The organism is Mesorhizobium sp. WSM4935 (assembly GCF_029625735.1).
In the GTDB taxonomy this organism is placed as follows: domain Bacteria; phylum Pseudomonadota; class Alphaproteobacteria; order Rhizobiales; family Rhizobiaceae; genus Mesorhizobium.
The window spans coordinates 719,141-740,516 of record NZ_JARTVR010000002.1 but is presented as its reverse complement, the minus strand read 5'-3'; the positions used below and the strand labels follow the sequence as shown (position 1 = coordinate 740,516).

The following is a 21,376-nucleotide window of genomic DNA, read 5'->3' as shown; positions in this document are numbered from 1 at the left end:
ATGGATGTTGCCGCTCCAAGGCCCAAGGAAAACCAGGGCGAACCGCTGCCGCGCGTCGATGCGCGGCTGAAAGTCACCGGGCAGGCGCACTTCCCCGCCGACCTGCCGACCGCCAACCTTGCCTATGGCGCGCTGGCCACCAGCAGCATCGCCAGAGGCAAGGTGGCGAAGCTTCGTCTCGACGATGCCCGCGCGGTGCCGGGCCTGCTCGACATCGTCACCTATGGCGACATGGACAAGGTCGACAAGCCGAAATTCGGCAATTCCAGCGCCACATCGATCGGACCACTGCATGACCGGACGATCTTCCATGACGGCCAGATCATCGCGCTCGCCGTTGCCGAGACTTTCGAGGCGGCCGAAGAGGCGGCCCGACTGATCCGCGCCGAATATGAGGAGGACAAGCCGACCGCGAGCTTCGACAGTCCGGGCACGAAGACCGTTGCGGCGGCCGGCAAAAGCCCGATGTTCAAGGAGGACGTGAAGGCCGGCGACTTCGACGCCGCCTTTGCCGCGGCGGCGGTCAAGATCGACCAGCGTTATTCCACACCAACCCAGCACCACAATCCGATCGAGCTGTTCTCGACAACTGCGTACTGGCAGGGCGACCAGCTCGTCGTGCATGAGCCCTCGCAGAACGTCACCGGATGGAAAGTCGAGCTTGCCAGGCAGTTGAAGATGGATCCGGCGAATGTGCGCATCGTAAGTCCCTTCATCGGTGGCGCATTCGGCTCGAAAGGGCCGATGACGCCGCGCACCGCGATCGTGGCCGTCGCCGCCAAGCGCCTCGGGCGTCCGGTGCGTTGCGTGACAAGCCGCATGCAGGCTTTCGGCACCCAGACCTACCGGGCTGAAACGCGGCATCGCATCAGGATCGGCGCCGGCAAGGACGGCCGCATCACCGCTTTCGCGCATGAAGGCTGGGAGGTGACCTCTCGGCCCGATCTCTATGTCGTCGGCGGCACGTCGGCGACCGGACGCATGTACGGCTACGGTTCGGTGCTGACCCATGTCTCGCTGGTGCAGGCGGACCGCAACACGCCGGGCTACATGCGTTCGCCGCCCGAGACGCCTTATGTCTATGCGCTGGAAAACGCCATGGACGAGATGGCGGTGGCGCTCGGCATGGATCCTGTCGAGTTCCGCCGGATCAACGAACCGAAGACAGAGCCGATCGGCAAGAAACCGTTCTCCAGCCGCTCGCTGATCCAGTGCTACGACCAGGCAGCGGCGGCCTTCGGATGGGCCAAGCGCGATCCGAAGGTCGGCGCGATGCGCGACGGTGACTGGCTGGTCGGCATGGGCTGCGCCACGGCGATCTATCCAACCGCCGTCGCGCCATGTGCGGCGCGCGTGCGCCTGACGGTCGATGGCGATGTGCGCCTGCAATGCGGTTCCCACGAGATCGGCACGGGTATTCGCACCGTGGCCGGCCAGATGGCGTCCGAGCGGCTCGGCGTCTCTATCGACAAGGTCAGTGTCGAAATGGGCGACAGCAGCCTGCCTCCGGCACCTGTCTCAGGCGGCTCGATCTCGACGGCCAGCGTGTGTTCGGCGGTGCTCAAAGCTTGCGATGCTATCCGAACCAAGCTCTATGCCGCCGCGACTGCCGAGGGCGGCCCGCTGGCCGGCTCCCACAATGAGGAATTCGACCTTGCCGACGGAAAGATCGTGGCCAAGAGCGGCGCCTCGGCCAAGGTCGAGGACGTCCTGAAAGCCATGCAGGTCGGCGCGATCGAGGAATATGCCGAGTTCGCGCCCAAGGGCGCGACACCGGAAGCGCTGAAGAAGCTCTATGCCGGCACGCCGGAATTCCACGGCGGCGAGCAGGACGAAGATTCGGTGAAATACGCCTTCGGCGCCGAGTTTGTCGAAGTGCGCATCAACCGCTACACCAGGGAAATCCGCGTGCCGCGCATCGTCGGCGCGTTTGCGGCCGGCCGCATCATGAACACGCGCACGGCGCGCAGCCAGCTGATGGGCGGGATGATCTGGGGCATTGGCCAGGCGCTGCACGAGGCGACCGAGGTGGACAGGCGCTACGCCCGCTACGTGAATCGCGATCTGCAGGACTACCTCGTGCCGGTCAATGCCGACATCAAGGACCTGCAGGTGATCCTGGTTCCGGAGGTCGACCATGCGGTCAACCCGGCCGGCGTGAAAGGCTTGGGCGAGTTGGGCAATGTCGGTACGGCCGCAGCCGTCGCCAGCGCGGTCTACCACGCGACCGGCAAGCGCATCCGCGACCTGCCGATAAGAATCGAGCAGTTGCTCGTCTGACAGCCCTGCTACTCCCTTAGACCGGCAACGCGCTCGAGAAGAGGCTTTTGCAGGGCCCGGAAGCGGCCGTCGCTCATCCGTATATCCAGCCAGCGTGCCGTCGCCGAAACGGCGGGCGAAAGACGCGGCGTCCTGGAACTGTTTTTTCCCACACCGGTTTGAGTAACGGTCAACCTGACCGCAGCACGACAGAGTGTCGTTTATGTTTCACCTTGGCATGTGGATGCTGCCCATCGCCGGCATTCCCCTGATCCTCATTCTGATCTGGATGTATTTCCTCGCCAGGCGCCGAAGCCGGCGGCCGGCGGAGCGGAGGGGCCGTCCATCACAGCCGAGGAACGCAACGACGACCTGAAGCGCTGAAGACTCGAGCCTAACTCAACCACCTGTCACCGATTAAATCCGCGACCTGTTCCGGGTTGCGGTCACCATTCTGTGATCCTGATGCCGCCCCGGAACCTTGGCGGCGAAAGCACCGTAAGTGTCGTCAACTCTGGGTTTGCCTTCAGCAGAATCGGCGAGGGGATGCCGCAGATCTTCTCGAAAAACGCCAATGGCGTTGCGCGCTTTGTCATCTGGGGAAGTTGTGCCGCCCTGCTGATCGCCGCCGCGATCGGGACAATCCTTCCCCGCTCGGACCTGATGACGGGAGTAGGTGAGCCATTGGCGCAGCCGGTGCCGTTCAGCCACAAGCACCATGTCGGCCAGCTCGGCATCGACTGCCGTTATTGCCACAACGGCGTCGAGACCTCCTCTTCAGCGGGTCTGCCGGCCACCGAAGTCTGCATGACCTGCCATTCGCAGCTTTTCACCAACGCCGACATGCTGGCGCCGGTCCGGGCCAGTCTTGCCAGCGGCAAGCCGATCGAATGGCAGCGCGTCAACAGTGTGCCCGACTTCGTGTTCTTCAATCATGCGATCCATATCAACAAGGGCGTCGCTTGCGAGACCTGTCATGGGGAGATCGACGAGATGCCGCTGACGAGACGGGCGCATACGCTGAGCATGGAATGGTGTCTGGGCTGCCATCGCAATCCGGAACCCAATCTGCGTCCGCCGCAGGACGTGTTCCTGATGCACTGGCAACCGCCTGCGGATATCGACGAGATCAGGCGGCAGCTGATCGGGATGCTCGACATCCGCCCCGAGACGATGACGGATTGCTATGTCTGTCATCGCTGACGACAGGCCCGACTCCGCCATCGATATCGCGGCTCTGCGGAAACGGCTGGCGCATGGCGGCGAAACATGGCGCAGCCTGGACGAGATCGCCGGCACTGCCGAATTCCGCCGCTTCGTCGCCATCCTGTTCGGGCTGACGCTGGTCGGGCGATGAACGGTAGGCTGGTGGCCTACGATCTAGCTGAACCCTGCAACCCGCCCGATCTCACGCGCCATCTCATTGTCGCGCAGGCTGCTCTGGAACATAGAAGATTGCTCGCAGTTCGGGTTTTGCTGCAGATGCCTGACGGGCGTCTGTTGAGATCGGTGGGCAACACCTGATCGGTCCGCGTCTGTCCCTCGCAGGCGCTGGCTTCAGGCTCCGGCCGGACTTGCCGCGCCGCTGTGAAGATGTCGCCGCCACAACCACAGGAGACAGCAATGAAGCACCAGACACCGCATGAACTTCAATCGGTTGCGGTCATCGACCGGCTTGGACCAATCCCTCTCGCAACAAAAAGGCAGCGGATAGAGCGATGGGCGGCGTTGCTCGATCGAAATCCCGCGCGGTGCCTCGCGGCCCTGACGGGGACCGAATATGTCGATCCTGAAGTTCGGGAACGGGTGCGGGCGGACGGATCCGCGCTCGCGGTTGCGTTCGATGATCCGCTGCTGCGCGCGGCCGGATTGCAATCGGACACCTACGGTGAGGCGAGGCGCTTTTTCGAACTCTCCGATTGGCAATTGCATGACATCGTCTGCAGCTGCCATACCGGGGCGACGATGCAGGCCAGCTGGGCTGCGGCGCGGGTCCGCAGGCTGATAAACGGCAACCGGTTCTTCGCTTGGCTCAGAAGCCGCCTCGCGCACTGAAGAAAGCCCGGCACCAAGCGCACGCAGGTCGCCGGCGACGGTGTCCTGCGCCGCCGGGCCGCGGAGAACACCGGGAATGATCGTCTGGCGCCGCGCAGGCAAGGCGGCAGAGGGCAGACGGCGCTGTCAAATGGCGAGGTGGGCAGTCCTCTCAGCCGTTCTGGTCGATAGCGTGCGGCGAGGGCTGCTGGGCACCGCCGGCCGGACGCCCGCTGTTCTGGTTCGCCCAGACCCAGACGGCGATCGTTACGATCACCAGAATGCCGACCAGGATAATGATACGACGCATCGGCCGAGACGCCTTAGCCGCCCGGCCTGTTAGCCGCCGGATCCGAGCCGACGCCAACCGCGGGATCGGGCGCCACTGGGCCGCGTTCGGCTTCCGAACCTTCCGACTCGATCTCCTGCACTGCCCGATCCCAGTGTTCCTGCTGGCGTCCCTCGGGGCGGCCTTCGCGTTCCCAGATCTCGTGGGCGCGTCGGCGAATCCGTTCTTCCCTGTCCATACCTTGCTCCTCTCGTGGCTGAACTGCTTGTGCCCAATCAGCTTTCAGGAGGTTTGTTCCATCGGGGCCTGGTTGGGCGGCTCTGCAGTTGGGAACGTCGCCCTTCCGCCGATGTTATCCTTCAACCAACCGGAGATAAGTCATGAAGGACAGTCAGAACCGTCGCGAGACCGGCGCCAGGAAATATCCTGCCAATAATGATCCGGACCCGAGCGACGAATTTTCCCAAGATGCCGCCGGCAACGAAAGACCCCATGTCGATCCCGGCCTCAGCCGCAAACAGGGCGAGGTCGAGGACAAGACCCGTCAATCAGAGGGCCGCAATCCGTCGGGACAGCCGACACCAAGCCCGGCGACGGAGAAGAGCTCAGGCGCCGGCCCGGCAGTAGCAGAGCATTCCAAGGACGCCAAGGCGCCCAGGGGCGGTCGTCAGCCCGGCGCCTATACAAAGGAATGAACGACGCCGCCCCGTGGAACATAGCTTTGACTTCCAAGTTCGGTAGCGGCCTCCGCCGGGGATCCCCTGTATCCCGGCGGCGGTCTGTGAGGCCCCGGGATCCGGGGCCGCCGCAACACGGCGGACCGACCATGAACAGAAAAGCCTCAATCAGACACGTTCAGAACCGGCTGGGTGCGGTGACGTGCCGTCCGTCCGATCAGCACCGCTCGCAGGTGTGGCTAATGTGGCTAATTTTGCCTGCAAGCGTTCTGGCTGGTTCTCTCTGCGTCCCGGCATCGGCGCACCAGGCGCCGGCGGGCTGGCAATATGATCCTTCCTGCTGTGCTGGGGTGGATTGCTACCAGGCGCCACCTTCGGATGTGAAAGAGACGAAATACGGTTACCAGCTCTCGACCGGCGAACTGATCCCCTACAGTGATCACCGCATCAAGCGATCGCGCGACGAATATTTTCACGAGTGCAAGCCTGGCGGCGATAACAGGGCCCAGCACTCCTTCTGCCTTTATGTTCCGGACCGCGGCATGTGATGTGGATCGGTTCGCCTGCAAAGGCGCCAAGAAAAAAGGCCCGTCTCTGAAAGACGGGCCTTCTTCATGTGCACGGCAAGGCAGGCCGACGTGCCTATTTGTTGCAATTCTGCATGTTGGATGTGGTGTTGCCGCTCGCGGTGTTGTTGTCGATGTCGTTGCCTGCCGCATCCTTGCACCGGTCGGTGCCGCCGTTGGGGTTGGCCGTGTTCGTGCTGTTGGTGGCGTTCGGATCGAGTGTGTTGCCATTGCCGTTGTTGTTCATGCCGCTTGTTCCGGTCGTGGCCCCTGTGCCGTTGGTGCCCGTGGTGGCGCCGGTCCCGCTACCATTGGTGCCAGACCCGCTGGATTGTGCCATTGCTGATGTGGCGAGGATGATTGCGACGGCCGAAGCCGAGAGAAGTTTAATCATGGGAGGTCTCCTAGTCGATCGCCTGATTGCGATACGAGTCAAACAAGAAATCTCTGCCTATGTTCCCGTTGAGCTATGTGCGCCACGATAATTTATTTTTGTTACTTTGCTCTGGGATAACATGCGACGCAACGTTGCGTCTAACGTGACAGCAACTGGAATTATTTGTTGGTTCGGACTTTCTGGCGCGGGTTGATTCCGCCCGCGGAGGTGGTGTCGTTCTCGACGTCTCCCTCGACGGTGTTCTCACCGTGCTCCAACTCGTCGCCCTCCTTGATCGTGCCCTTGGAGGTTCCGATGCCGGGGTCGTTCGCCATATCCGCGTCGCTTGGTTTCTTCGATTTCGGGTGCTGGTTTCCGCTCATGGCCGTTCCTCGCTGTATGTTTCCAAACCGGAGACGGCGCCGAATGTTCCGGCGTCAAACGCCGAATGGATAGGTTTCGGGCACGCCTTGAGCCGCGTGCTCGGGTCCGAGCGGCGTGACGGCGCTGGTTTCGTCGAACCAGACGAAGGCGTCGAACTGCCGGGCCAGCGAAGCGTCGGCATAGTGGCTGTGCAGTTCGGTTTCCGGCCGGTAGATCACGCCGATGAAGCGCTCCAGACGGCGCTCGGTCAGACGGTCGCGCAGGTTCGGGTCGCGCCCGAGGTCAAGCAGGAACCGGTCGATACCGGAGTCGTGGCAGAGCCGTTCGTAGCTGTCCTCGCGCGACGGCCGCACCGACTTGATTTCCATCTCGCCGTCCCAGTCGGTTGCCGCGGCGACAGTGCCTGCATGCGTGCCGAAACCGATGAGTGCCGCGGCATCGCCAAAGCGCTGTCGGCAGAGTTGGCCGATATTCACTTCCTCGCGGGAGATTCCCATTTCGGTGTAACGCGCATCGCCGATATGGGAATTGTGCGCCCACACCACGGCTTTGGCGTTCGGTCCCCGCGCGTCGAGGATGCGTTCCAGCGTTTCGAACATATGTGTGTCACGCAAATTCCAGGATTGCGGTCCGCCATAATACATGGTGCGGTAATAACGCTCGGCGGAGGCGATAAGCCGGGCATTCTGCGCGGCGTCGAAAAGTTCCTCACCCTCCTGGCCCGCATGATCGAGCTGCCTCGCCAGCATATCGCGGCATTGCTCGAGGACCGCTTTCTCGCATTCGCGATAGCCCTTGGTCAGCGCGGCGCGGCTATAGGTCGACGGTTCGGTCTGCCACGGCGTCAGGCAGCCATAGCGTTCCCGCGCAACCCTTGCCGCTTCCGGGTCGACGCGGTCGAGATATTCCAGGACGGCGGCGATCGAGCCGCGCATGTTGTAAATGTCGAGGCCATGGAAGCCTGCTTGCGGCTGGAGCGCCTTGACCTTTTCATTGTGCTCGCGCAGCCATTCCACAAATGCCGCGACGTCGGTGTTGCGCCACATCCAGGTTGGAAAGCGCCGGAACGGCCGATCGGCGCCGGGCGAGGCGCCGCGGCCGCGGACATAGCGGTCGATCGCGGCGGCATCGGGCCAATCGGCCTCGACCGCGACGATGGTGAAGCCGTGCCTCTCGATCAAGCTTTTGGTGATAGCCGCGCGCGCCCGGTAGAATTCGGACGTGCCATGGCTGGCCTCGCCGAGCAGCACGACCCGCCGGTCCGCGAACCGGTCGAACGCCTCGGCGAAGCCGGGATCATCGAAGTCCAAAAGTGGCTCGGCCGCCGCGGCGATCATCTCCGGCAGGCTGCGCGGGCGGGCAAGCGGTAACGTGCGGGCAATTCCCGGGCGGCTTTCCTCCCGCCAGCCCTGTTCGCCGATCAACGGGACGAAGCGAACCCCGCCGAAATCCTCCTCGCTGTAAGTCGATGCGCCGGTGCGGGTTACCTTCAGCAGCCGCTGCTCGTCGGGATCGTCGCCAACCGGGATAACCAGCTTGCCGCCGACGTCGAGCTGCTGCTGCAAGGCCAGCGGCGCGCCCGGTCCGCTCGCCGCGACCACGATGGCATCGAAGGGCGCCGCTTCGGGCCAACCTCTTGTGCCGTCGCCGGTCCGCACTTCGATGTTGCCGTAGCCGAGGTTCTGGAAGCGCTGCCGCGCAGCCTCGGCCAGCGCCGCATGCCGTTCGATCGTGTAGACATGGTCGACGACGCGGCTCATGACCGCGGCTGCGTAGCCCGATCCCGTGCCGACTTCGAGCACCTGGTCGCCAGGGCCGATCTCCGCCATTTCCAGCATGAAGGCGACGATGTAGGGCTGCGATATGGTCTGCCCTTCCGCGATAGGCAAGGGTCCATCTTCATAGGCGAATTCTTCGTAGCCGGGATCGACGAAGGCCTCGCGCGGAACCTCGCGCATTGCCGCCAGGATTTCCCTGTCACGGATGCCGCGACGACTTAGGTGAACATCGACCATCCGGCGGCGCTCGCGGGAAAGATCGAGCATCGGAATTTCCTCCTATTCGCCTGCCTCCATCATCGCCCTGGCCGGCTGGCGGGCGACGTTTTCCTCGATCAGGTCACGGCCCGGAGTCTGAGGCAGTGCCTTGCGGAAGTTCTTGGCGTAGTCGGGCGGCATTTTCGGCGGCATCATCGGCTCGTAGGCGTCGACCAGCGCTTCGATGATCACCGGCCCGCTGGCGGCGAAGGCCTGGTCCAGCACACGCTCGACATCGTCCGCCCGCTCGATGCTGAAGCCTTTTCCGCCCATCGCCTCCGCAGCCTTGGCGAAATCGATCGGCTGCAATTCGCAGCCGAATTGCGGGTTGCCGAGGAACATCATCTGCTCCCAGGCGATCTGGTTCAGCATGTTGTTCTTGATGACCAGAAGCTTCAGCGGAATGCCGTAACGCACCGCCGTGGAAAACTCGCCGAGCTGCATGGCGAGACCGCCATCGCCGACGATCGCCGCGACCGGTCGGCCCGGAAAGGCAATGCCGGCGGCGATGGCATAGCTCAAACCGCAGGACATGGAGGCAAGCGCGCCCGAAAGGCCGAAGGCCTGTCCGGCGCCAAGATCGACATGGCGCGCGGCCAGTTCCGTGTTCTGGCCGGAATCGGTCGCCAACACCGTGTTTTCGGCGAGGCGTTCGCCGAAAGCGCGCGCGACGCGTTGCGGCTTGAGCGGATGGGCCGAGCCATCTTCGGACTGACGCATCATCTCGCGCCATTTTCGCATCGCACCTTGCGCCGTCGCCAGGAATTCGCCGTCGGCCTTCTGCTTGAGCCGCTTGTTGAGGGAACGCAAGGTCTCGCCCGCGTCACCGACGAGGCCGGCCTCGACCGGGAAGCGCAACCCGATGCGCTGTGCGTCACAGTCGATCTGGACGCCACGAGCTTTGCCCGGCTGCGGATAATATTCGATGTAAGGGAAGGTCGAGCCGACAATGAGGACGGCATCGCAGGTTTCCATCGCCTGCTGCGAGGGCAAGGTGCCCAGAATGCCGATGCCGCCGGTTGTGTAGGGATGATCGTCCGGCAGCACCGCCTTGCCGAGCAGCGCCTTGGCGATCGGCGCCTGCAGGAGCCGCGCGGTCTGTTCGAGTTCGGCAGCCGCGCCGATCGCCCCACGTCCCGCCAGAATTGCCACGCGCCGCGCGCCGTTGAGGATGGCCGCGGCCTTGTCCAACTCCGCATCCTGAGCGAGGCAGTGGGGGGCGAACATGTCCTGCGGCGTGTGCGCCGGCCGGTTGCGCTTGGACCGCTTGGCCGCATCGGCGGGCTGTTCCTGGATATCGCTGGCGATCGAAAGATGAGCGACGCCCTTGCGTGCGAGCGCCGTGCGGCAAGCGAGGCTCGCCACGTTCTCCATATGCGCGGCATCCGAAACCTGGACGTTATAGACGCTCACATCGTTGAAGACGCGGGTCAGGTCGACGTCCTGCTGCGTGAATGTCTCGATAAGGTCGTGGAACTGCATGCCGGTGATCGCCAACACCGGGGCCTGGTCGAGCTTCGCATCATATAGGCCGGTCAGAAGGTGGGTGCCGCCGGGCCCGGACGTTGCGAGGCACACGCCGAGCCTGCCTGTCCATTTCGCGTAGGCGCAGGCCATGAATGCGGCCGATTCCTCGTGTCGCACTTGAACGAAAGAAATTTTGTCCTGGTTTTTGCGCAGCGCCTCCATGACGCCGTTGATGCCGTCGCCGGGGAGCCCGAAGACGACCTCGACGTTCCAGGCAATCAAGGTGTCGACTAGGATTTCGGCTGCGTTGGGCATGGCGAGACTCCGCTGTTGGCTTCCGAACCAGTAGGATTGCGGTTGGTTCCCTTATTGGCGCCGTGAGGAGCAATCCCGCGCCGGACGAGGCTTCTCCGTTACGAGAAATCCCGCCTGCTCGGTATTTTCGGGGAAATCCGTAGCGGTGAGTTGAAGGCGGTCTGCCCATCGGAAGGCCCGTGAAGCCCCTAAGCTTTCGACATCGTCAAAAGCGGCACAATGCCGGGATGTGCGCCGGAGGCCCAGGTCGGCCGGGAAGCCGCCTATGCGCCGATGCTGCCCGGCCAAAGCGTCTGAACGTCCCGGGGCAGGGCGTCCCGCACCTTGGCCGATTGGCCGAGATCGACATGATGGGCGAGCGTCTTGAATACGGCGCGCGCCGCATCGCCGGGATTGACCGGCCGCGTGGCCTTCAATCCGTCCGCAACCGGGTCCAGAAACTCGTCGATAGATCGGTCGCGGGTTGGCTGATCGGACGGATAGTACTGATCGTAGTAGGCTCCGCGGATCAGGAGCGGCAACTCGGCGGCGAGATTGGCCCCCAGGTCCGGCGGCAGCCTGTCGCGCAAGGTCCGCAGGACGACGCCAAGGGTATGCCACGCCAGCTGCCGATCGGGCCCGAGATCATCCATGATTTCCTTCAGCCAGATGTTGGTGGTCTGTATCGTCTTGTCGAAAACGTCGAGGCCATTAGCACTCATCATCGCCTCCAGATGAGAAATGCCCACACACCCATCGAAAGCAGAACACGCTACCGCAGCTATTGTTTCGTCCGTTTGGCAATTGTTTTGATCGGCTGCCCGGAAGCGTTCTCCTAGACGCGCCGGGCAGCTCGCCATGGCGGCATCGAAGCTTGCCGGCTGTCCATCAACGTGTACCCGGTGCGAGGCTGCGCGTCACATGTTCGGCAATCGCCAGGCTGGAGGTCAGTCCCGGGCTTTCGATGCCGAACAGGTTGACCAGGCCGGCACTTCCGTGGGTGGTCGCATCCTGGATGACGAAGTCGCTGTTGGCTTCGCCCGGTCCAGAGAGTTTCGGCCGAATGCCGCTATAGGCCGGCTGCAGACTATCGTCGGCCAGATCCGGCCAGTATTGGCGGATCGCATCGTAGAAGCGTTTGCCGCGCGCCGGATCGACGCGGTAATCGAGCGTATCCGTCCACTCCACATCCGGACCGAAGCGGGCGGTGCCGCCAAGGTCCAGCGTCAGGTGGACGCCCAGCCCGCCCGGCTCCGGAACCGGGTAGATCAGTCTTGAAAACGGCGCCCGGTCGGTGGTGGAAAAATAATTGCCCTTTGCATAACGAAGCGCAGGCAGGAATTTGCGGTCGAATCCCACGAGCGCGCCGGCAAGGGCGACCGCGCCGAGGCCTGCGGCGTTGACGAAACGCGGAGTGGCGATTTCAAAGCGTTCGCCGCTTGCGGTGTCGGCCGTCTCGAGCAGGATGCGGCCGGTTTCGATCCGGCCCCCAGCTATCCGCGTGTTGAGGGAAAGCACGGCCCCGCGGTTCTCGGCATCGGCGAGGAGCGCCAGCATTAGCGCATGGCTGTCGACGATGCCGGTGGAGGGCGAGAGCAGGGCGGCCGTGCAACGCAGCGCCGGTTCCAGCGCTCGCGCCTCGGCGGGGTCCAGCAAGCGCAGATCGTCTACGCCGCAAGCGGCGGCATTGGCGCGGATGGATGAAAGCACCGGTTCCTGGGCCTCGTCGGTGGCTACGATCAGCTTGCCGCAGCGTCGATGCGGGATCGAACGTTCGGCGCAATAGCGATAGAGCATCTCGCGCCCGTCAACGCAGAGCCGCGCCTTGAGCGAGCCTTCAGGATAGTAGATGCCGGCGTGGATGACTTCCGAGTTACGCGAGCTCGTTTCGGTGCCAATAGCGTCCGCCGCTTCGAGGACCAGCGTTTCGAGACCGAGCGCCGCCAAACGACGCGCGACCGCAAGACCAATGACGCCGGCGCCGGCAATTACGCAGTCTACCTGTTCCATGCCCGTCCATTCGGTTGCGCCGGCGGCGCGTCGCTGCCTTCTCAACGATCGTATAGCTGGTGTCCAAAACTTTGTTCGGACAGTGTGCAGAATCTTATGGCGCTATCGATCGTGACAGGGCGGCTCTTGCGGGCGGACCGCGCGATGATGCATCAAACACTCCAAATGCGAGGAGGGCCGTGGACTTACCGACAGGCGGGACGGTCCTATCTTCGCCCGCACGTCTTCGCTTGCACGCCTGCAGACAGGAGCCCGTTATGGACGCCAGACCGAATTCCCCCGAAGCGCGCGACATACGCTACCACATGCATGGCTACACCAATGCCCGCAAGCACCAGGAAGCGGGGCCACTGGTGATCGAAAAGGGCGATGGCATCTATGTCGAAGACATCGCCGGCAACCGCTATATCGAGGCGATGGCGGGCTTGTGGAGCGTCGCGGTCGGTTTCTCGGAAAAGCGGCTGGTGGATGCCGCGACGAGGCAGATGTCGAAGCTGCCCTTCTATCACGACTTCGGCTCCAAGGCGCACTCGCCGCTGATCGACCTGGCCGAGAAGCTGGTGCAGATGGCGCCGGTGCCGATGAGCAAGGCCTATTTCACCAATTCCGGCTCCGAGGCCAACGATACCGCGATCAAGATGATCTGGTATCGCTCGAACGCGCTCGGCCAGCCGGCGCGTAAGAAGATCATCAGCCGCAAGCGCGGCTATCATGGCGTCACCATCGCCTCGGCAAGTCTCACCGGCCTGCCGAACAACCATCTCTCCTTCGACCTGCCGATCGCCAACATCCTGCACACGTCGACGCCGCATCACTGGCGCGATGCGGAGCCCGGCGAGAGCGAGGAGCAGTTTTCCGCGCGGCTCGCCGATGAGCTCGAGAAGCTGATCCTCGCCGAGGGGCCTGAAACGATTGCCGCGTTCATCGGCGAGCCGATCATGGGCGCCGGCGGCGTCGTCGTTCCGCCCGCCGGCTACTGGGAAAAGATCCAGGCGGTGCTGTCGAAGTACGACGTCCTGCTAGTGGCCGACGAAGTGATCTGCGGCTTCGGCCGCACCGGCGAAATGTTCGGTTCACAGACCTTCGGCATGAAGCCCGACATCATGGTACTGTCCAAGCAGATCTCGTCCTCCTACCTGCCGATCTCGGCGCTGCTCATCAACGACAAGGTTTTCGGGCCGATCGCCGACGAGAGCGACCGCATCGGCACTTTCGGACACGGCTTCACCGGTGGCGGTCATCCGGTCGCCGCGGCCGTCGCGCTGGAGAACGTCAAGCTGATCGAGGAGCGCGACCTCGTCGGCAATGCGCGCAAGGTCGGCGCGCACCTGCAGGCAAGGCTGCGCAAGCTCGCCTCGCATCCGCTGGTGGGCGAGGTGCGCGGCGTCGGTCTCATCGCCGCCGTGGAGCTCGTCGCTGACAAGGCGACCAAGGCGGCCTGGGGCAAGCCCGCGGCGCTCGGGGCGCTGGTCAACGGCTTCCTGCAGCAGAATGGCGTCATCTCGCGCAATATGGGCGACGCGATCGCCTTCTGTCCGCCGCTGATCATCACCGAGACGCAGATCGATGCTTTGGTCGATGCGTTCGAGCGGTCGCTCGAGGCCGCGTTGCCGCAGGTTCATCCGCAGAGCTGAAGGGCTTCGTCAATATCCGGCGGGGTTAGTCAGTCGCTCGTTGTCGCAGGGCTTCGGCTGTCATCTCTTTTGGGCTGAGCGGCATCAACCGTCGGCAGGTACGCCGACATAGTTTTTCGTCTTGAAGAGCCCGGCCAGATGAGCGGCGTTGGACGCCGCCATCTTGATCATGCCGACGACCTTTTCAGGTGTGCCGGGCAGATCGACGAAATTGACGTCGCCCATCGCTTCCCCGACCCAATAGATCCCGCCATTGGCAGGAACGGTGAAGCCGACATCGTTGAGCGCCTGATAGCATTCGGCATGGCAATGATGCGCGCCGTCCTCATTGCCAACGATCGCCACCAGCGCGACCTTGCCGGCGGCCGGCATGCGCCCGCGGTCGTCGGTTTCCGACAGGAAAGCGTCCATCCGTTCCATCACGCGCTTGGCAACGCTCGACGGTTGCCCCATCCAGATCGGCAGGCCAAGGATGAAAATATCGGCCGCCAGGATCTTTTTGCGCAGCTTCGGCCAGTCGTCGCCTTCGCCCATGTCGGAAAGCACACCGGGCTTGATTTCCTGCGCGAGCGCACGGGCCGTCTCGCACTCGACGTCATGCGCAACCAGGGCCTTGGTCAGCTCCGCGAGCATTCGGTCGGTGGAGGATCGTTCGTCGTCCTTGGGCATCTTGAGTGTGCAATTGAGAGCGAAAGCGGTGAGCGGCATTGAACGTCCTTCCTGCTTGGCCACGAGGGACCAACGCGAAGCAGGGACTGAGGTTGCCTCTTTCGCCGAGGGCGGAACTGATCGGCGAGGCGTCGGCTGATGGCGGCGGAACTCCTGCCGGGAGATCGGACCTTCGGTTGCGTCAATGCGATGCGACGCGACCGCAGCCCGTCACATGACGCCGAAGGCCTTACAGGCTTCGACCGCGCTCATCCCCTCGCGGATCGCCTTGGCGACGAGCTTCTCGCCGCGGACTACCAGCGCGCCGCGCGCGCCGAGGATCTTCGCACGCGTCGACCTCGCTGCCGGCGGACAGGGAAGGATCGCGCCCGGGAAAATAGTTGGTGAGCTGTGCGACGATATGTGTGGCGCCCGCCTGGCGGGCAAAGCGGAAATTGTCTGATGTCAGCGATTCCCGGTATGACCAAGACCAATGTTCATGGTCACTTCACGCCGATGCCGGCGGTCAGGCCGCCGTCTATTTTGTAGTCCGCGCCGGTGCAGAAGCCGGCCTTTGACGAGCACAGGAAGGCGATAAGCTCCGCCACTTCCTCCGGTTCGCCGATGCGGCCGAGCGGATGGGCCGCGCCGAAACGCTTATAGGCTTCCTCGACATCGGCATCGCTGCCGTTGTCGCCGCGCGCGGCCTTCTCCAGGATCGGCGTGCGGATCGAGCCGGGGCTGACCGAATTGACCCGGATGCCGGCGGCCGCGTAGTCGAGCGCCAGCGAACGCGTCAACGTGTGGATGGCGCCCTTGGTGGTGGCATAGGCGGCGACGTTCTGCTGACAGGCAAAACCCTGCACCGAGGCGACGTTGACGATGGCGCCACCACCACGCTTGATCATTTCCGGGATGCCGAAATGGGCGGTCAGATAGATCGAACCGACATTGACCGTCATCGCCTTGTTCCAGGTTTCCCAGTCGGTCGTGGTCGCGGTTCCATAGGGATGGACCGCCGCGGAATTGACGATCACGTCGAGGCCGCCGAAGCGAGCGACACCGGCTGCAACGGCGTCGCGGACCTCCTCCGGCACGGAGACGTCGGTGTCCACGACCAGAGCGCCGGCCCCGGAGCTTTCCAGCTCCGCTCTCATCGCCGCATTGGCCGAGCGGTCGATGCCGCAGGCGACGATCGCGGCGCCGCCGGCCGCAAGGCGCCTGGCGGTTGCGAGACCGATCCCGGTCGTTCCGGTCACCAAAGCGACCTTGCCGTCAAAATCCTTCATTGCTGAAACTCCTTTGGTCACGTCTGGGAAGCCGGTTCTTCCGGCAGGAACCGCAGGGCGAAATCGAGATGGCGGCTCATCAGATAGGCGTAAGCCAGCCTGTCGCGCGCGCGCAGGGCGGCGATGATCTCGCCATGCGCGGCACGGGTGTCGGCCAGCACCGGGCGCATTTCCTTGCCGATGGTCATGATCCGCAGGATCACCGGGGACAGGAAGGAATACATATCCGTCAGCATCCGGTTGTCCGCCAGGCCGATCAGCGCCATGTGGAAATTGAAGTCGTTCTCAGCAGCTTCCTCGATCGAGCGGCTGTCGACAATCCTGGCGTTGATCGCGTCGAGAGCCTCGATCTGCTCGCTTGTGGCATTGAGCACGATGTGATCGCCGATGCCGACCTCGATGATGCGCCTGAAACGCTGGATGTCGGCGAAGGATGAGCGCGAGACATCCATATGCGCGGCGAAGAAATTCTGGACGGCTATGCTTTGACCGTCGGCCAGCACCGCGCCGACGCGCGGCTTGGGTTCGATCAGCCCATAGGTGCGGATGGTGCGGAGCGCCTCGCGCACCGTGTTGCGGCTGGCGCCGGTGATCTCGCTGAGCTCACGCTCCGTCGGCAGCACGTCGCCGACATTCAGCTGCCGCACGCGGATGAGGTCGAGGATCTGGCCGGCGGCGGTGTCCACTGCGGAGCCGGCGCGGCGGGCGGCGACATTGTCACGTGCAGCCTGAGAATTCTCCGGCATTGATCCTCCTAATTGTTGGACCAACATATAGTATGATTCAAGGAAAACAACCGGCCTTGGGCTTGATGCTGGCGATTTCCCGGCTTTACCAAAGCGGGGCAGCCCCTCACAGGCGCCAATTTTAGTTTGACTCCCGCTGTGGTCCAACAATAAGTTGGCGACCTCTCACGGAGGAAAAGCGGCAAATGGAACAAACCTGGCGCTGGTACGGTCCCGACGATCCGGTGACCCTCGATCATGTCAAGCAGGCGGGCGCGACAGGCGTCGTCTCGGCTCTGCACGACATCTATGACGGGCGCGCCTGGCCGCTGGAAAACATCCTCGAGCGTAAGCGCATCATCGAGGCGGCGGGGCTGACTTGGTCGGTGGTCGAGAGCATTCCGGTCAACAACTCGATCAAGATCGGTTCGCCGGAGCGGCTCCGCTATGTCGGCTTCTATAGGGATACGATCCGCGCGCTGGCCAAGGCCGGCATCGCGACGATCTGCTATAATTTCATGCCGGTGGTCGACTGGACCCGCACGGATCTGGCCTACCGCTTGCCGACGACGGGCTATGCGCTACGCTTCGACGCGATCGATTTTGCCGCTTACGACCTGTTTGTATTGAAGCGCAAAAATGCCGAATCCGGCTACACGCCTGACCGCATCGCCGAGGCGGAAGCACGGTTGAAGCAGCTTAGCGACGAGAAGATCGACAGGATCGAACGCAACCTCATCGCCGGCCTGCCCGCCACCGAGCGCGCCTACAACCGCGACAGCTTTCGCGAGGCCTTGGCCGACTATGATGCGATCGGGCCGCAGGAATTGCGCGACAATCTCGCCTGGTTCCTGCGCGAGATCATTCCGGTGGCCGAGGAAGTCGGGGCGCGAATGTGCATCCACCCCGACGATCCACCTTTCTCGCTCTACGGCCTGCCGCGCATCGTCTCGACCGCAGAGGATGCGCGCTTCATCCTCAATGCCGTCGACAGTCCGGCGAACGGGCTGACCTTCTGCACCGGCTCCTATGGCACGCGCGCCGACAACGACATTATCGCCATGGTGAAGGAATTTGCGGCCCGCATCCATTTCGTTCATCTGCGCAACGTCACCATCGAGGAGGACGGCTCGTTTTATGAAGCCGAGCACCTCGAGGGCGGCACGGACATGGCGCATGTCATCCTCGCCCTGATGCGGGAAGAGGCGCGCCGCCGCGAGGAGGGCCGGGCCGACTGGCGCATTCCGATGCGGCCCGATCACGGACACCTTCTCGCCGACGACATCGGCAAGACCAGGATCAATCCCGGCTATTCGCTGATCGGCCGGCTCAAGGGCCTTGCCGAACTGCGCGGCATCATGCGGGCCGTCGAGCGGTTCGGGCTGGCTTGAGGTCGCAGCCCGGAAGCGGATCGCGGTTTGCGTAGGTAAAGCTCCTTGCTCATCGGCGGGCAGGCTCAGCCCGCGTGTCAGGCCGGGTTGTGGCGCCGATCCGCCGGAAAACGAAGCTGTCATTTCTCTTCGGCGCCGCGTCTGTCTGGGCAGCGTCGGTCAGTATCGCCATTCGATTGTGGATCGGCGACTTGACGCAGGCCGGATCCGTTGCCGCGGCATCGCCGGCAATCGCCATCGCTTGACACCGGCAACCGCCCCAATCGACCTCACGGCGCTCGCAGCTTCGGCACGGCTCCTGCATCCAGTCGGTGCCACGGAAGGCATTGAATGCCGGCGAATCGGCCCAGATCTCGGCGAGGCTGCGGTCTCCGAAGCGCTCGAAGCGAAGCGAGGGAATCGTCTGGGCGGCATGGCACGGCAACACGGTGCCGTCGGGGGCCACCATGAAGGCGTCGCGCGCCCAGCCGCCCATGCATGGCTTGGGATAGATGGCAAAATAATCTGGCGTGACGAAATCGATGGTCATGATGCCGGCGAGCCTTTCGCGCGCCGCCGCGACGATGTCCGCCTGCCGGTTGACCGCCGCCAGGTCGGGCATCAGCCTGTCGCGGTTGGCCAACGCCCAACCAGCATACTGCACATTCGCGATCTCCAGCCGCTCGGCTCCCAAGGAGAGGGCGAGATCGATGAATTCCGGCACTTCCTCGATGTTGTGCCGATGGACCGGTGCATTGATGGTGAGTGGCAGCCCGGCCGCGCGGGCGCGGTGCGCCGTCTCCAGCTTCTTCTCGTGGCTGCCCCGGTGGTTGCCGATACGGTCGGTGGTCACCGGGCGGGCCCCCTGGAAGCTCAGTTGCAGGTGGTCGAGACCGGCTTCGGCAAAGGCCTCTATGCGGCCCTCGGCAATTGCGACGCCGGCGGTGATGAGGTTGGTGTAGACGCCGCGCGCCGAAAGCCCAGCGATCAATTGCTCGAGGTCGCGGCGTAGCGTCGGCTCGCCGCCGGAAAGATGCACCTGCAGGACGCCGAGATCGGCGGCCTGCGAGAAAAGATCGAGCCAAGTCTGCGTGTCGAGCTCGTGGTTGCCCTTCAGCAGTTCGAGCGGGTTGGAGCAATAAGGGCACTGCAGCGGGCAGCGATGCGTCAATTCCGCCAGCATGCCGATCGGAGGCAGGAGGGGCACACTCATAGCTTCACCAAAAGCTTGTCCGACCATTCCTGCAGGAAGGCGACAACGTCGGCCGCCACGTCCTGCGGATCCGCGTCATAGTCGGCCGCAAGATCGGCGATGATGCGCTCGACGCTGGACTGTCCGTCGCAGCGGCGCAGTATGTCGAGACTGATCTCGTTCGGCCAGAACACCTTCTCCGGCGAAAGCACGGCAAAGGCCTGCCGCACCGGGTCGTACTGTATGCGCACATGTCTGGGCAGCGATGGCGCCGACCGCAACGACACGATGGCCCTTTCGCGCAGCGCCATCATAGGGCCGCCTCCGGGCGGAAGGCGCCGGGTGGTATGTTGGCCGGCGCGCCATAGGCATGCTGGAGCGCATCGAGCATGGCCCAGAGTACATCGCATTTGAACACCAGCGCATCGATCGCCTGCTGCTGGCGTTCGGCCGTGTCGGCGTGGGCAAGCACATAGGCGAGGGCGAAGTCGGCGTCGCGCGATGCCTGTTCGGGCCGGCGGCTGAAATAGGCCAGCGTGTCTTCGGTGAGGTAGTCGTATCTGGCCAGCATCGCCGGCACCCGCTCGCCGATGATGGTCGGCGAGAACATCTCGGTCAGCGACGATGCGACCGCCTCGAGGAGCGTCCGGTTCGTGCAGAAGGACAGGTAGGCGCCGACGGCGAAGCGGGTCGCCGGCAGCGCCAGCCTTTCGCTCTTGACCGCTTCGGCGTCGAGCCCGAGCGAGGTCGCCAGATGCAGCCAGCGCGCAATGCCGCCGCTCCGGCCGTCCTCGCCGTCATGGTCCTCGATGCGCTTGCGCCAGGCGGCGCGAAACGCCGGATCCTCGGCGCGCGCCAGGATCATGGCGTCCTTGCGCGGAATGACGGCCTGGTAGCAATAGCGGTTCAGCGCCCAGGCCTGCATTTCGGCCTTCGACAGGGTGCCGCCGGTCATCCTGTGATGGAAGGGATGGCGGTTGTGATAGCGCTCTTCGCCGACCTGACGCAGCACGGCCTCAAGCTCGCTCTTCGACAGTCCGCCTCGGGCCGCGTCTTGGAAATCGCTCAAAATTCCATCTCCATGCCATCGCTGGCGACTTCCCAGCCAGCCGCCTTGACCGCCGCGTGTTCGGCGGAATTCTCGTCCAGAACGGGATTGGTGTTGTTGATATGGATGAAGATGCGGCGGCCGATCTTCACATCGGCGAGGCCGGCGATCGAACCCGCTTCTCCGGACATCGCGATGTGCCCCATGCGTGCGCCGGTTTTCTGGCCGACGCGGGCGGTGATCATCTCGTCGTCCGTGTAGACGGTGCCGTCGAACAGAAGGCAGGCGGCATCGGCCAGGCGCATGCGCAGCGCGGCATCGATGCGTGCGCAGCCCGGAACGTAGAAAACGGCGCCGCGACCGTCGGCCCCGCTGATACGGACACCGATCGTGTCGCCCGTGTCGGAGCTGAAATTGGCGCCGGGATCGCTTCCCTGCTCAAGATAGAGCGCGACCTTGCCTGGCACAGGAAAGGGCTCGACCGCCACGCCGGTCGGGTGGCCGTCCGCGCCGCAGACCGCCATTTCCTGCGTCGGCGCCAGCAGGCGCCGAGGCACGATCGCCGGATCGAGCACATTGAAGATCGAATTGGCCTCCAGCGTCGCCAGCACCTGCGCCGTTGCATAGATCGCGAAAGGCTGTCGTTCGCGCAGGCTAAGCAGGCCGGCGACATGGTCCACGTCGGCATTGGTCAGCACCACCGCGCGGATCGGTGTCGAGCGCAGCGGCGCGTCGGCCGCGGGCTGCAGCTCGGGCGTTTGCGCAATCTGCTGACGGATGTCGGGCGATGCGTTGAAGAGAACCCAACCTGTTCCATCCGCCGATGCGGCGATGGACGATTGAGTTCGCGAACGCAGGCCAGGCATGCCGGCGCGAGCCGCGCGGCTCAGGCGGTAATTGCAATTCCATTGCGGAAAGCCGCCTCCCGCTGCCGATCCGATGATCTTCACGCGCATGGCAAACGCCCACTCCGCGGCCCACCCGGCCGGCTTGTCGGCGGCAGACAGCTTCGTATCCTTATTTCCCGCTGCAAAGCCCTCACATGCGGCGGGGTGCATGCCCCTGCTGCCAGGGACAT

General features: G+C 63.9%; 24 protein-coding genes. 9 read left to right on the top strand and 15 right to left on the bottom strand.

Annotated elements, in window-relative coordinates:
* The 4 genes from P9273_RS07725 (at window position 1) to P9273_RS07710 (ending at window position 4,314) form a co-directional block, all read left to right on the top strand.
* Window positions 1-2,280: a xanthine dehydrogenase family protein molybdopterin-binding subunit gene (locus P9273_RS07725; protein WP_278048342.1), complete on the top strand. Its 2,280-nt coding sequence runs from the start codon at window positions 1-3 to the stop codon at window positions 2,278-2,280.
* Window positions 2,281-2,805: 525 nt separating this feature from the next.
* The gene (locus P9273_RS07720) at window positions 2,806-3,462 is read left to right on the top strand and encodes a cytochrome c3 family protein (RefSeq protein ID WP_278048341.1); all 657 of its coding nucleotides are present in this window, start codon (window positions 2,806-2,808) and stop codon (window positions 3,460-3,462) included.
* Window positions 3,446-3,616 (top strand): hypothetical protein, encoded by a 171-nt coding sequence (locus P9273_RS07715; protein WP_278048340.1) that lies wholly within the window; start codon window positions 3,446-3,448, stop codon window positions 3,614-3,616. Before P9273_RS07720 ends, P9273_RS07715 begins: the two co-directional genes overlap by 17 nt.
* A 266-nt stretch (window positions 3,617-3,882) precedes the next feature.
* A complete protein-coding gene (locus P9273_RS07710; protein ID WP_278048339.1) occupies window positions 3,883-4,314 on the top strand; it encodes a hypothetical protein in 432 nt (143 codons plus the stop codon).
* Window positions 4,315-4,465: 151 nt separating this feature from the next.
* Here the strand turns inward: P9273_RS07710 and P9273_RS07705 are convergent, their stop codons facing one another.
* Window positions 4,466-4,603, bottom strand: a complete 138-nt coding sequence (locus P9273_RS07705) for a hypothetical protein (RefSeq protein ID WP_278048338.1) — start codon at window positions 4,601-4,603, stop codon at window positions 4,466-4,468.
* Window positions 4,604-4,616: 13 nt separating this feature from the next.
* Complete coding sequence (locus tag P9273_RS07700; protein WP_278048337.1) at window positions 4,617-4,820, bottom strand: DUF2934 domain-containing protein; 204 nt, start codon at window positions 4,818-4,820, stop codon at window positions 4,617-4,619.
* A 142-nt stretch (window positions 4,821-4,962) separates the two neighbouring features.
* Here P9273_RS07700 and P9273_RS07695 point away from each other — a divergent pair, with 142 nt between their 5' ends.
* Window positions 4,963-5,277 carry a hypothetical protein gene (locus P9273_RS07695; protein WP_040996146.1) on the top strand — a complete coding sequence of 105 codons (315 nt, stop codon included), beginning with the start codon at window positions 4,963-4,965 and terminating at the stop codon, window positions 5,275-5,277.
* Window positions 5,278-5,408: 131 nt separating this feature from the next.
* Complete coding sequence (locus P9273_RS07690; RefSeq protein WP_278048336.1) at window positions 5,409-5,807, top strand: hypothetical protein; 399 nt, start codon at window positions 5,409-5,411, stop codon at window positions 5,805-5,807.
* A 94-nt stretch (window positions 5,808-5,901) separates the two neighbouring features.
* On the opposite strand, the gene P9273_RS07685 is transcribed toward P9273_RS07690, so the two are convergent.
* The 6 genes from P9273_RS07685 to P9273_RS07660 form a co-directional block, all read right to left on the bottom strand.
* Window positions 5,902-6,219, bottom strand: a complete 318-nt coding sequence (locus tag P9273_RS07685; RefSeq protein WP_278048335.1) for a hypothetical protein — start codon at window positions 6,217-6,219, stop codon at window positions 5,902-5,904.
* 161 nt (window positions 6,220-6,380) lie between these two features.
* Complete coding sequence (locus P9273_RS07680) at window positions 6,381-6,584, bottom strand: hypothetical protein (RefSeq protein ID WP_041006299.1); 204 nt, start codon at window positions 6,582-6,584, stop codon at window positions 6,381-6,383.
* Window positions 6,585-6,638: 54 nt separating this feature from the next.
* Window positions 6,639-8,630 carry a protein-L-isoaspartate(D-aspartate) O-methyltransferase gene (locus P9273_RS07675; protein WP_278048334.1) on the bottom strand — a complete coding sequence of 664 codons (1,992 nt, stop codon included), beginning with the start codon at window positions 8,628-8,630 and terminating at the stop codon, window positions 6,639-6,641.
* Window positions 8,631-8,642: 12 nt separating this feature from the next.
* Window positions 8,643-10,403, bottom strand: coding sequence for a thiamine pyrophosphate-dependent enzyme (locus tag P9273_RS07670; RefSeq protein ID WP_278048333.1), 1,761 nt, complete (start codon window positions 10,401-10,403; stop codon window positions 8,643-8,645).
* Window positions 10,404-10,666: 263 nt separating this feature from the next.
* Window positions 10,667-11,104 (bottom strand): DUF2267 domain-containing protein, encoded by a 438-nt coding sequence (locus P9273_RS07665; protein ID WP_278048398.1) that lies wholly within the window; start codon window positions 11,102-11,104, stop codon window positions 10,667-10,669.
* Between the two features lie 166 nt (window positions 11,105-11,270).
* Entirely contained in the window at window positions 11,271-12,392 is a 1,122-nt protein-coding gene (locus P9273_RS07660; protein ID WP_278048332.1) for an NAD(P)/FAD-dependent oxidoreductase, read from the bottom strand.
* 257 nt (window positions 12,393-12,649) lie between these two features.
* On the opposite strand from P9273_RS07660, the gene P9273_RS07655 reads away from it, so the two are divergent.
* The gene (locus tag P9273_RS07655) at window positions 12,650-14,026 is read left to right on the top strand and encodes an aspartate aminotransferase family protein (RefSeq protein ID WP_278048331.1); all 1,377 of its coding nucleotides are present in this window, start codon (window positions 12,650-12,652) and stop codon (window positions 14,024-14,026) included.
* Between the two features lie 84 nt (window positions 14,027-14,110).
* On the opposite strand, the gene P9273_RS07650 is transcribed toward P9273_RS07655, so the two are convergent.
* The gene (locus P9273_RS07650; RefSeq protein WP_278048330.1) at window positions 14,111-14,734 is read right to left on the bottom strand and encodes a flavodoxin family protein; all 624 of its coding nucleotides are present in this window, start codon (window positions 14,732-14,734) and stop codon (window positions 14,111-14,113) included.
* 175 nt (window positions 14,735-14,909) lie between these two features.
* Between P9273_RS07650 and P9273_RS07645 the strand changes: the two genes are divergently transcribed.
* Window positions 14,910-15,137, top strand: coding sequence for a hypothetical protein (locus P9273_RS07645; protein ID WP_278048329.1), 228 nt, complete (start codon window positions 14,910-14,912; stop codon window positions 15,135-15,137).
* Between the two features lie 40 nt (window positions 15,138-15,177).
* Here P9273_RS07645 and P9273_RS07640 read toward each other — a convergent pair whose 3' ends face one another.
* Together P9273_RS07640 and P9273_RS07635 are read right to left on the bottom strand one after the other, a co-directional pair.
* Window positions 15,178-15,963, bottom strand: coding sequence for an SDR family NAD(P)-dependent oxidoreductase (locus P9273_RS07640; protein WP_278048328.1), 786 nt, complete (start codon window positions 15,961-15,963; stop codon window positions 15,178-15,180).
* A 17-nt stretch (window positions 15,964-15,980) separates the two neighbouring features.
* A complete protein-coding gene (locus tag P9273_RS07635) occupies window positions 15,981-16,709 on the bottom strand; it encodes a FadR/GntR family transcriptional regulator (RefSeq protein WP_278048327.1) in 729 nt (242 codons plus the stop codon).
* A 185-nt stretch (window positions 16,710-16,894) separates the two neighbouring features.
* On the opposite strand from P9273_RS07635, the gene uxuA reads away from it, so the two are divergent.
* Window positions 16,895-18,079 (top strand): mannonate dehydratase, encoded by a 1,185-nt coding sequence (uxuA, locus tag P9273_RS07630; RefSeq protein ID WP_278048326.1) that lies wholly within the window; start codon window positions 16,895-16,897, stop codon window positions 18,077-18,079.
* A 49-nt stretch (window positions 18,080-18,128) separates the two neighbouring features.
* Here the strand turns inward: uxuA and pqqE are convergent, their stop codons facing one another.
* Genes pqqE through pqqB form a run of 4 tightly spaced genes read right to left on the bottom strand, consistent with a single transcriptional unit; the run spans window position 18,129 to window position 21,254 of the window.
* Window positions 18,129-19,271, bottom strand: a complete 1,143-nt coding sequence (pqqE, locus tag P9273_RS07625; RefSeq protein ID WP_278048325.1) for a pyrroloquinoline quinone biosynthesis protein PqqE — start codon at window positions 19,269-19,271, stop codon at window positions 18,129-18,131.
* Entirely contained in the window at window positions 19,268-19,564 is a 297-nt protein-coding gene (pqqD, locus tag P9273_RS07620; RefSeq protein ID WP_040996262.1) for a pyrroloquinoline quinone biosynthesis peptide chaperone PqqD, read from the bottom strand. Before pqqD ends, pqqE begins: the two co-directional genes overlap by 4 nt.
* Window positions 19,561-20,319 (bottom strand): pyrroloquinoline-quinone synthase PqqC, encoded by a 759-nt coding sequence (gene pqqC / locus P9273_RS07615; RefSeq protein WP_278048324.1) that lies wholly within the window; start codon window positions 20,317-20,319, stop codon window positions 19,561-19,563. Before pqqC ends, pqqD begins: the two co-directional genes overlap by 4 nt.
* On the bottom strand, window positions 20,316-21,254 hold the full coding sequence (gene pqqB / locus P9273_RS07610; RefSeq protein WP_278048323.1) for a pyrroloquinoline quinone biosynthesis protein PqqB: 939 nt from the start codon (window positions 21,252-21,254) through the stop codon (window positions 20,316-20,318). The genes pqqC and pqqB overlap by 4 nt, the downstream gene beginning before the upstream one ends.
* Window positions 21,255-21,376: the final 122 nt, after the last annotated feature.